Source organism: Sulfitobacter sp. EE-36 (genome assembly GCF_000152605.1).
Taxonomy (GTDB): Bacteria; Pseudomonadota; Alphaproteobacteria; order Rhodobacterales; family Rhodobacteraceae; genus Sulfitobacter; species Sulfitobacter pontiacus.
Map to the genome: position 1 here is coordinate 942691 of NZ_CH959310.1, position 13886 is coordinate 956576.

13 protein-coding genes are annotated in these 13886 nt (G+C 58.8%); 5 read left to right on the plus strand and 8 right to left on the minus strand.

The window, feature by feature from the left end; genetic code table 11:
- From EE36_RS07145 to EE36_RS07170, 6 genes are all read right to left on the minus strand, one after another.
- Window positions 1-807, minus strand: coding sequence for a metallophosphoesterase (locus EE36_RS07145; protein ID WP_005850860.1), 807 nt, complete (start codon window positions 805-807; stop codon window positions 1-3).
- A complete protein-coding gene (locus tag EE36_RS07150; RefSeq protein ID WP_005850861.1) occupies window positions 804-1727 on the minus strand; it encodes a diacylglycerol kinase family protein in 924 nt (307 codons plus the stop codon). Before EE36_RS07150 ends, EE36_RS07145 begins: the two co-directional genes overlap by 4 nt.
- 74 nt (window positions 1728-1801) lie before the next feature.
- Window positions 1802-1936: a hypothetical protein gene (locus tag EE36_RS17750; RefSeq protein WP_005850863.1), complete on the minus strand. Its 135-nt coding sequence runs from the start codon at window positions 1934-1936 to the stop codon at window positions 1802-1804.
- 126 nt (window positions 1937-2062) lie between these two features.
- Window positions 2063-2461, minus strand: a complete 399-nt coding sequence (mutT, locus tag EE36_RS07160) for an 8-oxo-dGTP diphosphatase MutT (RefSeq protein ID WP_005850865.1) — start codon at window positions 2459-2461, stop codon at window positions 2063-2065.
- Window positions 2458-3684: a bifunctional glutamate N-acetyltransferase/amino-acid acetyltransferase ArgJ gene (argJ, locus tag EE36_RS07165; RefSeq protein WP_005850867.1), complete on the minus strand. Its 1227-nt coding sequence runs from the start codon at window positions 3682-3684 to the stop codon at window positions 2458-2460. The genes mutT and argJ overlap by 4 nt, the downstream gene beginning before the upstream one ends.
- 3 nt (window positions 3685-3687) lie before the next feature.
- Window positions 3688-4566, minus strand: a complete 879-nt coding sequence (locus EE36_RS07170) for a peptidylprolyl isomerase (RefSeq protein ID WP_005850869.1) — start codon at window positions 4564-4566, stop codon at window positions 3688-3690.
- Between the two features lie 176 nt (window positions 4567-4742).
- On the opposite strand from EE36_RS07170, the gene secA reads away from it, so the two are divergent.
- Both secA and EE36_RS07180 read left to right on the plus strand, forming a co-directional pair.
- A complete protein-coding gene (secA, locus tag EE36_RS07175) occupies window positions 4743-7472 on the plus strand; it encodes a preprotein translocase subunit SecA (protein ID WP_005850870.1) in 2730 nt (909 codons plus the stop codon).
- A 110-nt stretch (window positions 7473-7582) separates the two neighbouring features.
- Window positions 7583-7852, plus strand: coding sequence for a hypothetical protein (locus tag EE36_RS07180; RefSeq protein ID WP_005850873.1), 270 nt, complete (start codon window positions 7583-7585; stop codon window positions 7850-7852).
- Window positions 7853-7887: 35 nt separating this feature from the next.
- Here the strand turns inward: EE36_RS07180 and EE36_RS07185 are convergent, their stop codons facing one another.
- Together EE36_RS07185 and EE36_RS07190 are read right to left on the minus strand one after the other, a co-directional pair.
- Window positions 7888-8556 carry a sugar transferase gene (locus EE36_RS07185; protein WP_005850875.1) on the minus strand — a complete coding sequence of 223 codons (669 nt, stop codon included), beginning with the start codon at window positions 8554-8556 and terminating at the stop codon, window positions 7888-7890.
- Window positions 8557-8658: 102 nt separating this feature from the next.
- The gene (locus EE36_RS07190; RefSeq protein WP_005850877.1) at window positions 8659-9393 is read right to left on the minus strand and encodes a metallophosphoesterase; all 735 of its coding nucleotides are present in this window, start codon (window positions 9391-9393) and stop codon (window positions 8659-8661) included.
- 177 nt (window positions 9394-9570) lie between these two features.
- On the opposite strand from EE36_RS07190, the gene EE36_RS07195 reads away from it, so the two are divergent.
- From EE36_RS07195 to EE36_RS07205, 3 genes are all read left to right on the plus strand, one after another.
- Entirely contained in the window at window positions 9571-11655 is a 2085-nt protein-coding gene (locus EE36_RS07195; protein ID WP_302621058.1) for a YjbH domain-containing protein, read from the plus strand.
- On the plus strand, window positions 11652-12311 hold the full coding sequence (locus tag EE36_RS07200; RefSeq protein ID WP_005850881.1) for a YjbF family lipoprotein: 660 nt from the start codon (window positions 11652-11654) through the stop codon (window positions 12309-12311). Before EE36_RS07195 ends, EE36_RS07200 begins: the two co-directional genes overlap by 4 nt.
- 172 nt (window positions 12312-12483) lie before the next feature.
- On the plus strand, window positions 12484-13728 hold the full coding sequence (locus EE36_RS07205) for a polysaccharide biosynthesis/export family protein (RefSeq protein ID WP_005850883.1): 1245 nt from the start codon (window positions 12484-12486) through the stop codon (window positions 13726-13728).
- The last annotated feature ends 158 nt before the right edge of the window (window positions 13729-13886 follow it).

The window sequence follows — 13886 nt, forward strand, 5'->3', positions numbered from 1 at the left end:
TCACACTTCGTCCGATATCTGATGATCAGAAGCCCGGTTAAATGTCCGGGCTTCTGTCGTTTCAAAGACCCGTTTATCTTCGTTAAAGCTCAACCGGTCGACACAGACCTGATCGTCTGAGATTTTCACAAGGTTGAAATCATTCGGCTCTCCGCGCACGCGAGACGACAGGCTGGTCCCCGCATGCAACTGAATCGCCGTGGTACCGCCGGATTCGACGGTAAAATTCTCTGCGTGCCACGTGTGTAGGTGCCCCGACAGGATCAGGTTCGCCCCGCAAGACAGCAGCTTTTCCAGCGCGATTTCGGCACCGGGTATGGGCTTTTTCTTGGTGTGATTGGGATGCTCTAGCGGGTGATGCACCACTAAAACGCGGGCTTTGCGCGCGGCGGTGTCGTCCATCGCCTTGCAGGCATGCGCGATGCGCCCTGCCGTCAGCTTTCCCGTCTGCCACGAAAAGCGATCGACCGAGTTGATACCGATGACGACCATATCGTCATCTTCATACCGCGGCGTCAGATCGGCGTTGATCCATTTGCGATACCGCCGCCACGGCATGAAAAACCGCTGGAACGGGCGGTCAAGCAGGACATCATGGTTCCCCGGCACACCCAAGACAGGCGCGTTGATCCGCTGGATAAAGTTATGCGCTTCCTCGAACTGGCTACGCCGCGCGCGCTGCGTGAAATCGCCCGAGATGGCGACGATATCGGGGTTCAGTTCGTTCACACAAGAGAGCAGCGGTTCCAGCAGGTCGGGGCGATCCTTGCCAAAGTGTAAATCTGAGAGATGCACCAATGTGCTCATCTGACGGCCTCGTTAAATTCGGCAGGAACGATCAGTTGCAGGGCCTCGCGCTGCATGTGCAGTTTGAACGGGCCCTTCATGCGGCTTAGCTCTCCGTCGCGGGCAACGGGGCGTGATTTATGCGGCATCTCAAGCGTGATCTCGTTCCCGCAGTGCATTTGATAGTCGGTTTCACGTTTCGCGACCCCAAGGGCCAGCGCAGCGGCGTGTTTGAACAACCCCCAACGGTTGGTATCGGGGGCAACCAGCAGCACCATGCCGCCCTTGGCGATACAGTCTTCACCGCTCAGCCCCATTTGGTTCAGCTGAAAGGCGTTGCTGATCGCAAAGACCAGCGGTGTCCGATGTTTAAAGGATTTGCCATCAATCGTCACCGTCAGCCTGAGCGGCGCGCGGAGTGTTGCCAGCGCTTTGACCACCGACCAATAGGCCGCAACACGGCTGCGGCCCCAGCGGTCATAGATGCCTTCGCGGGTTTTCAGGATGGCGGCATAGGCCCCGATGCTGGCGTTGTTCAGGAACGCGTTGCCATTGATCTTGGCGATGTCCGTAGGGCGCAGGACGCCTTTGGCGATGACATCCACGGCTTCGTCAACGGTTTCGGGCAGGTTCAGGGAACGGGCGAAATAGTTGAAGGTGCCCGCGGGGATAATCCCCATCTGGTTGTGCACATGGGCCAAGCCCGAGGCGACGCCGCTGATGGTTCCGTCGCCGCCTGACGCGACGATGGTGGCATCGGGGTTCGCCTCGGCAGTCGATTGCGCTACCTGTCCCAAATCCGCGCCATTGGGCGAGAATTCAACGAAGCTGGCGGGAATGTCGTGGTGTTGAAACCTGTCTGAAATCCGGGACTTACGCTCTGTCCCGTCTTGGCGGCCGGAGCCCTTGTTCAGAATAACGATAACACGTTGAGGCTTCATGATTGATCCATCCTTGATGACCTAAGCAAACGCTTGGGGCAGGGGGATGGTTCAGATGTTTTGCGTGTGCCTGATCAGTTCCGGCGCTGGATTGGCTTGCCGGTATAGATCGCGTCATCAACCTTAACCGATACGCGGCCGTCGGGCATGTCGCGGACGAAAATACCCTGGACGGATACGGTGGAACCGATGGTGATTGTGCGAAGCATTGTTTCCTCCCCGAAGAACCTGAAGTTGCATCTTTATAAGCGACAATTTGCCTAAGTCTAGCAACAAAAAAGTCAAGGATGCAGTATTCACGCGCGTAAAGAAACAGCTGCGAGGTCGCGCTGGCCCTAAAGCCAGTCGCGCAGGATCGGAATCAGGGGAATGTCCGCAGGGGGCATTGGATAATCTTTCAGCGCATTGGCACGGACCCATTTCAGGGTCTGCCCCTCGCGCGCCTGCGGTGTGCCGTTCCATTTGCGGCAGGCAAACAGCGGCATCAACAGGTGGAAATCATCGTAAGCATGGCTGGCAAAGGTCAGCGGGGCAAGGCAGGAGGCCCATGTGTCGATGCCAAGTTCTTCTTGCAGCTCGCGGATCAGGGCGGCTTCGGGGGTTTCGCCGGCTTCGACCTTGCCGCCCGGAAACTCCCACAAACCGGCCATGGATTTGCCGGGCGGGCGCTGTGCCAAAAGCACGCGCCCGTCCACGTCGATCAGGGCAACCGCCGAGACAAGGATAACCTTCACGAACGATAGTCCGCGTTGATCTCGATATAGCCGTGGGTCAGGTCGCAGGTCCAAACCGTTGCTTTGCCGTCGCCAAGGCCCAGATCAACGCCGATGGTGATGTTCTGGCCCTTCATATGCGCCGCCGCTGCCTCTTCCGAGTAGTCGGGGCTGCGCCATCCGTCTTTGGCCACCTCGATATCGCCAAAGCGGATCGACAGCCGATCCCGATCAGCAGCGGCCCCTGATTTACCGACGGCCATTACCACGCGGCCCCAGTTCGGGTCCTCGCCCGCGATGGCGGTCTTGATGAGGGGGGAATTCGCGATGGCCATGCCGTGGGTCTTGGCGTCGTCATCCGTAGCGGCACCGGTCACGGCGATCTCGACGAATTTGGTCGCCCCTTCGCCGTCTTGCACAACCTGATGCGCCAGGTTCAGCATGACGCCGTGCAGCGCTTCCGAGAACGCATCGCTTTCGCTGGCATCCACGCCCGACGCGCCAGTTGCAGCCAGGATCAAACTGTCGGAGGTCGATGTGTCGCTATCCACGGTGATGCAGTTAAAGGTGCTATCGGTATGGGTCGACAGCATCTTTTGCAGCGCCGGTTGGCTGACAACCGCATCGGTGAAGATATAGACCAGCATCGTCGCCATATCTGGCGCGATCATGCCTGATCCCTTCGCAATCCCCGCGATAGAGACTGTTTTACCGTCAATCTCGACCTCGGCACGGGCCCCTTTGGGGAAGGTGTCCGTGGTCATGATCGCCTTGGCCGCATCGGAAATGCCCTTGTCGGACAACGCGCCCTTAAGGTCCGCCAGAACAGCCGTAATACGGTCGTGGGGCAGCGGTTCGCCGATCACACCTGTCGATGAGGTGAAAACACGCGATTGGGGAATGTTGCAGACATCAGCAACCGCAGCGGTAATTGCTTCGACCGCGGTGACGCCGCCCTTGCCGGTGAAGGCATTGGCGTTGCCCGAGTTGACCAGGATCGCGGCACCGGTGTCTGATGTCGCGCCGATCTTGGCCTGACAATCCAGTACCGGGGCGGCGCGGGTGGCAGAGCGTGTAAACGCCCCCGCCACCGTCGAGCCCGGGGCCAATTCGGCCAGCATCACATCGGTGCGGCCTTGATACCGTACCCCCGCCGCGATGGTGGCGAAACGCACACCATCGATGACAGGAAGATCAGGGAAGTGATCGGGTGCCAGCGGGGATACAGCGGTGATTTTGCCCATTTGTTACTCCAGCAGGCCGAGGTTAGTCAGAACCGAAGGGTCGATTGTGTCAGCCGCCGAGCGGTCAACATCTGCGGCTTCGGTGGTCTTTTCGATCAGGGTCTGTGCCTTGACCTGACGGACCTGGGTTTCCAGCTCGTCCTTCACGTCTTCAAGCTTGGGCGCTTCTTTCTGGCGCTTGTCGTCCAGTTTGATCACGTGCCAGCCGAACTGGGTTTCAACGGGTTCAGACACAGCGCCGACTTCAAGCTCGGCAACGGCGGTTTCAAACGCGGGCACCATCATGCCGGGCCCGAACCAACCCAAAGTACCGCCCGCAGGACCGGAAGGACCGGTGGACTTTTCTTTCGCCAGCTCGGCAAAATCCGCGCCTTCATCCAGCTCTTTCTTGACGGCTTGGGCTTCTTCTTCTGTTTCTACCAGAATATGCGACGCGCTGAATTCCTCGGTCGGTTCTGCATCGGCGTAAGCTTCGTCATAGGCGGCTTGCAGCTCTTCCTCGGTGACGTCCTGGGCCATTGCTTTCTCGATCACTTCGCCCGCGATCAGCTGGCGACGTTCGTTTTCAAGCGCCATCTCGATCCGCTTTGGCACTTCGCCGTCAAAGTCTTGCGACAAGGCGGTTTGCTGCACAAGCTGATCCAGAATGCCTTTGAACAGGACTTCGGGGGGAAGCTGTTGATATTGTTCGGGCAGAGTGGCGCGGGCAATGATCATGCTGCCAATCGTGATGTCGGTGCCATTGACCGTGGCAACCACGGTTTCAGCGGTGACGTCTGTCTGCGCATCCGTTTTTTCGGCAGTGTCGTCCTGCGCAACAGCGGGCAGGGCGAGCGAAGCTGCCACCACGAATGGTGCCAGAAAAGTGAGAGGTTTTTGCATGTATCTGTCCTTGGTTTGGCAGCCACAAGGGGCTGCTACATTGACACGGTTTAGTGCGGCCCTTACATCGCCCTATGGGCGCGGCCTTGGCGCACGTTCAGTCTTGTATCTAGGGGCTGTCCGGCGGCTCGGCAAGCAGATGGACGCCTTGGAACATAACTTCGGCAGGAGATTGCATGCTGGGCATCGGAACACTCGCCAAAAAAGTCTTTGGGACCCCAAACGACCGTAAAATCAAGGCGACCCGCCCGCTGGTTGAAAAGATCAACGCGCTGGAAGAAGAATTCTTGGCTTTGACCGACGACGGTCTGAAGCAAAAAACGGAAGAGCTGCGCAAGCGGGCGATTGACGGCGAAAGCCTTGATGATCTGCTGCCGGAAGCTTTTGCGAACTGCCGTGAAGGCGCACGCCGGACCTTGGGTCTACGCGCTTTTGACACGCAGTTGATGTCGGCGATTTTCCTGCATCAGGGCAACATATCCGAGCAGAAAACCGGCGAGGGTAAAACCCTGACCGCGACGCTGGCCGCTTACCTCAATGCGCTCACCGGCAAGGGTGTGCATGTGGTCACGGTGAACGAATACCTCGTGAAACGGGACGCCGACTGGATGGGCAAGGTCTTTGCCTCGCTGGGGCTGACCACGGGCGCTGCGGTGTCCGGCATGACCGAGGAAGACAAACGCGCCGCCTATGATTGCGACGTGACCTACGCCACGAACAACGAGCTGGGCTTTGATTATCTGCGCGATAACATGAAGTCTGAGCTGAGCCAGATTTTCCAGAAACAGCACAACTTTGCCATCGTGGACGAAGTCGACAGTATTCTGATCGACGAGGCGCGGACGCCGCTGATTATCTCTGGCCCGTCGCAAGACCGCTCCGAGATGTATAAAATCGTCGACGATGTGATCCCGCTGCTGCAGGAAAGCCACTACGAGCTGGACGAGAAAACCCGCAACGTGACCTTTACCGACGAAGGGAACGAGTTCCTCGAGCAAGAGCTGCACAGCCGCGGTCTGCTGGAAGAAGGGTTAACGATGTATGACCCCGAAAGCACCACCATCGTGCACCACGTGAACCAGGGTTTGCGGGCGCATAAGCTGTTCCAGCGCGACAAGGATTACATTGTGCGCGACGGCGAGGTGATGCTGATCGACGAATTCACCGGACGTATGATGTCCGGTCGTCGTCTGTCAGACGGGTTGCATCAGGCGATCGAAGCGAAGGAAGGCTGCCAGATCCAGCCCGAGAACGTGACACTGGCCTCGGTCACCTTCCAGAACTACTTCCGGCTTTATGACAAGCTGGCGGGCATGACGGGTACTGCCGAAACCGAAGCCGAAGAATTCGCCGAGATTTACGGGCTGGGTGTTGTCGTTGTCCCGACCAACGTGCCGGTTGCGCGTGTGGACGAAGACGATCAGGTCTATCGTTCGGCGCTGGAAAAATATCAGGCGATGATCGAAAAGGTCAAAGAAGCCAATGCGATAGGCCAACCGGTTCTGGTGGGTACAACCTCTATCGAGAAATCGGAAATGCTGAGCCAGATGCTGACCGAAGCGGGCATCAAGCATAACGTACTGAACGCGCGCCAGCACGAGCAGGAAGCGCAGATCGTGGCAGATGCGGGCAAGTTCGGCGCGGTGACCATCGCGACAAACATGGCCGGTCGCGGCACCGACATTCAGCTGGGCGGCAACGTCGAGCTGAAGGTGATTGAAGCGCTGGACGCTGATCCTGATGCCGATCCCGTTGCGATCCGTGAAAAGATTGAAGCGGAACACGCTGACGAGAAGAAAAAAGTGCTCGACGCAGGGGGGCTGTATGTTCTGGCGTCCGAGCGTCACGAAAGCCGCCGGATCGATAACCAGCTGCGCGGCCGTTCGGGCCGTCAGGGTGACCCCGGTCGGTCGTCCTTCTACCTGTCTCTCGAAGACGATCTGATGCGTATTTTCGGCTCTGAACGGCTTGAGAAAGTGTTGACGACGCTTGGCCTGAAAGAGGGCGAAGCGATTGTACACCCTTGGGTCAACAAGTCGCTGGAGCGCGCGCAGGCCAAGGTCGAAGGGCGCAACTTTGACATTCGTAAACAGCTGTTGAAGTTCGACGATGTGATGAACGACCAGCGGAAGGTCATCTTTGGCCAGCGCCGCGACATCATGGAAGCCGCCGACCTGCAAGAGATCACCGCCGACATGCGCGAGCAGGTGATCGACGATCTGATCGACCAGTTCATGCCGCCGAAAACATATGCAGATCAGTGGGATACGCAAGGTTTCCAGGCCGCGGTTGCGGATCAGTTGAACCTGGATGTGCCCGTTGCAGCATGGTGTGAGGAAGAGGGCGTCGACGATGAGGTCATCCGCGAACGTCTTGTCGAAGCCAGCGAAAACATGATGGCCCAGAAGGCTGAACAGTTCGGCTCCGAGAATATGCGCAACATCGAAAAGCAGGTGTTGTTGCAGGCGATTGACGGCAAGTGGCGTGATCACCTTCTGACGCTGGAACATCTGCGGTCGGTCGTCGGTTTCCGCGGCTATGCGCAGCGTGATCCGTTGAATGAATACAAGAACGAATCCTTCCAACTGTTTGAAAGCATGCTGGACAGCCTGCGGACCGAAGTGACCCAGAAGCTGGGTCAAATCCGTCCGATGACAGAGGAAGAGCAGCAGCAAATCCTGTCGCAAATGCAGGAACGTCAGGCCGCGGCACAGGTTAACGCAGCGCAGGCGGCGGAAGAGAACAGCGAAGCGCCGGCTTCGACCGCCGCAGCCGCGTCCGGTTCGACCGCTGTGGCGGGGTTCGACGAGAATGATCCAAGCACGTGGGGCACCCCTGCGCGCAATGATGAATGCCCCTGCGGGTCGGGCAAAAAGTTCAAGCATTGTCACGGCAAGCTTGCGTGAATGATCTTCCCCAAGGCTGGTTGCCGGCCTTGGGGGTGCTCCGCACGGTGGGGTAAGATTTAGGTAGGATCGGTAGACCAAGCTGCGCTTTTCACCAAACGGAGAGCGACATGCCAATTACCGACAATTTCAATGACTATACCGCAGGATTGACCGGCCCTATTTGCGGGGCCTTTGATATTGTGCCCGACGATACCGCTGACCTGCCGCAGATCACCCGTGGCTTTATGGTCGGTGGGGCCGGTGATGTCGCGGTGACGCTGAAAAGCGGGGATGCAATCACTCTGCCCGGTTTGATGGCGGGGGTCGTCTATCCGTTTCGCATCTCAAAAGTGCGCGACAGCGGCACCACCGCAACGGGGATCAAAGGGTTGGTCTAGCGCCTTGTCACCGCGTTAACTGTTGTTGCGCCCCGTCAGTATCCGGTGGGGCGCAACAGGACGGGCAGAGTGCGCGCGATGATCTTGAGATCGCCCATAAAGCTTGGCTGGCGGGCATAGCGTTCATCAAGCGAAGCGCGTTCGGCAAACAGCAAGATGCCGCGCCCCGACACCTGCCAAAGCCCTGTGACCCCCGGACGCACCCGTTGGTAAGCGTGGCGGGCATCACCGTAGCTGTGCAGCTCCGCCCGGGTGACGGGGCGCGGCCCGACCAAAGACATATCGCCGCGCAGTACGTTCCAGATCTGGGGCAGTTCATCCAGACCGGTGCGGCGCAGGAAATGGCCGCCGGGGATCACGCGCGGATCTTTGGTCAGCTTTTGGTACAACGCCCATTCCAGCGCGCGATCAGGTCGCGCCAATAGAATCGCCGGCAGCGCGGCCTGTGCATCAGGGACCATCGTTCTGATTTTCCAACAGCGGAAAACCTTGCCGGCGCGCCCAATCCTCGGGTGGGCATAAAGTCCGCCCTGACCCTTGGATGCCACCAGACAGTATAAAACGATAATCACCGGCAGGATCAGCGGCAGCAACGCGAGGCTGACGGCAAGGTCGAACATCCGTTTCCCGCCACGTTCGTAAAGTGGTGCCCGACGTGCATGGACATCACTGCCCTGCCGTATCCCGATATCGATAAACGCCATCGTCACCTCTTACCCATAGCAACCAAACACCGGCGCATGTGCCGATGTGTCAGCTAAAGCAGAGGTATCCTAAGGTGTGGTTAAAATCGGGATGCCGTCAGATCAGAGGTAGTTAAACTCGACCTCGCCATTGTGGATCGTTGCGGCGGTGAGCTTGTCCGTCGCGTAGGCACCGGTGTCGATCGACACCACGCCGCCCTTGATCATCGGGGTGTCGACGATTGTGTGCCCATGTACGACCCAGATGCCGTCACGGCGGCGTTTGCGCCCGAAATCCTCATGCCCCCAAAGCAACGTCCGGCTTTCCTGATCCTTGATAGGGATCAGTGGGTTAGCAGCGGCGTGGACAAAGGCGACATTGCCCGACACCCAAGAGGTTGGCAGGTTGATCACCCAGTCGAGCAAGGCCTCGCCCATAGCGCCTTGCAGGGCGTCGCGGGCGCGTTCCAGATCATCACCAGAGGAGGTTTGCGACACGCCCGAGACGCCAAAGCTCGACAAAGTCTGGAGCCCGCCGTACCGGAGCCAGCGCGGACCATTCTCTTTCGGATTGTCGATAAACTTTAGCATCATCTGCTCGTGGTTGCCCATCAGCGTGATGATATCGGGCTGTTCGTGCAGCGCCCGCAGAACCTGCGCGCTTTGTTCGCCGCGGTCGACAAGGTCGCCGACGCAGATCACCTGTGTGCCGGCCGGAGGTTCGGGCAGTCTTTCAAGCAGATCAAAACGCCCGTGAATATCTCCGATCGCAATTACGGGCACATCCGGTGTGATCGGATCGAAATGAGGTTCGGGCTCGGGGTCAGGTTGACGGCGTTTAAACCAACGGTTCAGCATAGGTCTTGGCGTATCCTCTGTGTTGCAAAACTGGCGCAACGAAATGGTAAATCCGTTGATTGGACGGCACACAAAGTGTAGTCCTTCCTAAACTTCTCTACGGTCCCGGTATTCGCAACAATTAATTAATAGGTAGGTTAGCAGATGCAAGGGCGCTCGAGGAAACTAGCTTGTTCGATGCTAGCCGGGGCGTTTTGCGTCACTAGTCTTGCCGAAGGTTCAGCGCAATCTTTATCGACCTACGGCACACCCGGATTGGTTGAAATGCCGACGGCCCGCGTGTTGAAGGACGGCGATCTGGCCTTCACGGCAAGCACGTTTGGCCCCAACTACCGGTATTCAGCAACGTTCCAGGTCTTGCCGCGTCTCTATGGGACATTCCGGTATTCGCAGATTAAGAATATCAGTACCAATGCGTACCTTGATGGCGATACCTTCGATCGCAGCTTTGATGTGCATTACCAGATTTGGGATGAAACCGACGTACGCCCTGCTTTCGCCGTGGGTTTGCGTGACTTTCTGGGCACCGGTATCCTGAGCAGTGAATATTTTGTGGCCACCAAAAGCTTCGGGTCGAAGCTGGAGGTCACCGGCGGTCTGGGCTGGGGGCGGCTTGCGGGGCGGAACTCATTCTCGAATCCGTTCAGTATTTTGTCAGACCGTTTTGACACACGGTCGCGCGACGCCAACACGGGCGGCCAGCTAGAGACAGGAAACTGGTTCCGCGGGCCGACGTCGGTCTTCGCGGGCGTGCAGTGGAATGTGTCGGACCAGATGACGCTATTCGCCGAATACTCCCCCGATGAATACACGCGGGAATCGGTGAACACGGGCATCGACGTGTCTTCGCCCCTCAACGTGGGGTTGGAGTATCGTTTCAACAACGGTGTGCACCTCAAGGGGTTTGTCGTCGGGGGGCATGAGGTCGGCGCGCAGCTGAGCTATGTCATCAACCCCAAGAAACCGTCCGTACCCGGCGGATTGGAGCAGGCCCCGCGCACCATCGGCGCGCGCAACCGGCTGGCGATTGCGGAGTGGAACAACTCTGCTGCCGGGGGCGGGCGTGATGCGGTCGAGGCCGTGTTGCAGCGTGTGCTGGCGGAAGACGGGCTGGAGCTGCAAGGCTTCACCATGTCGGGCAACCGCGCGACCGTGCGCGTGGAAAACACCCGTTTCGACAACGAGGCCCAAGCGGCAGGGCGCACGGCGCGGGCCATGGCGGTGACGCTACCCCCCGCGATCGAAGAGTTCACGGTCGTGTTTCTGGAGCGCGGCGTGCCGCTGAACCAGATCGTGACGCAAAGATCCGATCTGGAAGAGCTGCAGTTTGATTACGATGGTGCCTGGCGCAGTCTGGCGCGGGCGCGTCTGGAAGACGGGCATGCTCAGGGCCGCGAAGGCGAGTTGGCGGATGTCTATCCGGTCTTTGACACGTCGATCGGCCCATATCTCGCCACGTCCTTTTTCGACCCTAACAGCCCGATCAGGGCCGATTTCGGCGTCCAGCTTAAGATGGATTACCGGCCCCGTCCGGGGCTGACCTTTGCGGGTCGTTTCCGCTATCCGCTGGTGGGTAATATCGATAAATCGTTCCGCGTGTCGGATTCCGTGATCGAGCCGGTCCGCTCTAATGCTATACGCTATGCAAAGGAATCTGAGCTTGAGGTGAACAGCCTCACGGCCGAGTATTTGTTCCGGCCAGGGAAAGACCTGTTTGGTCGTGTTTCTGCAGGGTATCTGGAAGGGATGTTTGGCGGGGTGTCGACCGAGGTGCTTTGGTATCCGATGGATAGCCGGCTCGCACTTGGGGCAGAGTTGAACTATGTCAAACAACGTGATTTCGACATGCTGTTCGGGTTTCAGGACTATGACGTCGTGACCGGCCATGCCTCTGCCTATTATGATCTGGGCAATGGGTTTTTTGGGCAGCTAGACGTTGGTCGCTACCTCGCGGGTGACTATGGCGCGACGTTCTCTTTGGATCGTGAATTCAACAACGGGTTCAAGGTTGGCGGGTATTTCACGCTCACGGATGTGTCCTTTGATGATTTTGGGGAAGGGTCTTTCGACAAGGGCCTGCGGTTCGAAGTGCCGCTTTCGTGGCTGACCGGACGCCCGTCGCGGACGAAAGTCCAGCAAACAATCAAGCCGATTACACGCGACGGCGGGGCGCGTCTTGCTGTCGCCAACCGTTTGCACGGGGTCGTGCGCGACTATCGCGGCAAAGAGCTGCGGGACAGCTGGGGGAGATACCTGCGATGATCTTACGTGCGTTGACCCTTGGTCTGTGTCTGGCGGGCCTCACAGCCTGTAGCGCCAGCCAGAATCTTCTGGCGCGTGGTGTTGCCGTTGCTGTGGACGACGATTCAGTCGTGCCCAAAACCGCGCAAGGGTTTCCGCCGCGTTTTGCCGCGCTGGTGCAGGATACCGCGACCCCCGCCTTGCTGCTGACCGTCGAGAACCGTGCACAAACCGGCCGCATGCTGCGCGAGGCGCGTGTGAACGGTGTCGATACATGGCTGAGTTCGGATTTAACGGCGCTGATGCTGGAAGACGGGATGCTGCAAGGGACACGCGGCCTTGGGTCTGAACTCTTCGCCGCTGATGTGTCGGAGCCCAAGGCGCTGATCCTGTCCGGGCGGCGCGGTTATTCAGACCGGTTGCACAGCAATCTGACAGGACTGGATGAGATTTCTACCCGCGGGTATCGCTGTCTGGTGGAGCCGCAGGGCAGCGCGACGCTCGCGCTTGAGATCGGCACCGTGCCGACGCGGGTTGTAACCGAGGATTGCAAAAGTCTGGACCAGTCGTTTCGGAATACGTATTGGGTCAGTGTAAAGAGCGGTGCCATTGTACAGGCGCGGCAATGGGCGGGCGATGAGGTCGGGTATTTGATGACCAAGGCCGCCGCCCGTTAAGGTTAACAGGGGCCGAACCTGTCTGGGGGCGAGGTGTCACATGATGAATGGGAGTATTAAAGTGCGATACCTATTGGTAGCTGTTTTGGGCCTGACCCTTGCAAGCTGTGGTACGGTTTACCGAACACCTGAAGTTGTAGAGGGCGTCGCTGGCGGCACCAATGTACGGGTGATGAACCTCACTGCTGAATCCGTCATTCAGGCGAATAGATCCGCCTATGCGCCACGGAGCCTGCCCGATGTGTTTTCCCGCACCGCAGGCTCTGGCTCGGGGCTGCGTGGAACCGGGGCGCTGCCATCGCCCACACTCGACGTTCAGACCCGCCCCAACGCGCTTGAGCTGCGCCTGCCGCCCCCGGTTGATCCCGGTCCCTACGAGATTGGTATCGGTGATGTGGTGCTGCTGGCCACACCGCGTGCCGCCGGATCGGTTGAACAGTTGACCGGGCTGCTGGCCGCACAAAACGCGCGCCAAGGCTATACGGTGCAGGATGACGGATCGATCAACATTCCCGATGTGGGCCGTGTGCGTATTGCCGGGTTGACCATTGAAGACGCCGAAGCGGCCTTGTTCCAGCGTCTGGTCGAGAACCAGATTGACCCGACTTTCAGCCTCGAGATTTCCGAGTTCAACTCGCGCCGTGTGTCCATCGGGGGCGCCGTGTCGCAGCCGACCGTTGTGCCGGTAACGCTGACGCCGCTCTATCTGGAAGAAGCCTTGGCCGCTGCCGGCGGGATCACGGTCGAGGATCAGGACTATGCCTCGATCCGTTTGTACCGTGATGGTACGCTGTATCAGATCCCGCTGTCGCAGCTTTATTCCCGCGCGAGCCTGACCAAGACCCGCCTGCTGCCCGGCGATGCGATCTTTGTCGACACGGAATACGAACTGGCGCGTGCGCAGGAATATTTCGCGCAGCAGATTACTTTGGTTCAGGCGCGTCAGGCGGCACGCGCCTCGGCATTGCAAGAGCTGCAGCTTGAGGTGTCCTTGCGCCGTGATAATCTGGACGAAGCCCGTGACAACTACAAAGCACGCCTAGATCTTGGTGCCGATGACCGCGACTATGTCTATCTCGCGGGTGAGGTTGGAACTCAGTCGCGCTTTGCCTTGCCGTACGAGCGTAAGGCAAGTCTGGCAGATGCCTTGTATGATGCGGGTGGTGTGGCGTCGTCGACCGGCGATGTATCGCAGGTCTATGTGTTGCGCGCTTCCTCTGACCCGCGCGAACTGGGGGCCATTACCGCGTGGCATCTGGATGCCCGCAACGCCGCCAATTTCGCGCTGGCCCCGCGGTTCGAGCTGCGCCCTGATGACATCATCTTTATCGCGCAGCAGCCCGTTACTAAATGGAGCCGCGCTGTTTCGCAGATCCTGCCGCAGATCCTGAGTGTGGGGAACGCGGTCAGCAATTGATCTGACCACGATTGATGACCAAAGGCCGGGCAGAAATGTCCGGCCTTTTACGTTTCAAAGGGTCTGTCTAACGGGTGGAGGTTTCGCAAATTGAACCCATCGGTGCCCTATTTCAGCCACATCGTCTCATTACCCCTGAACGGGTCAATTATTCAGGC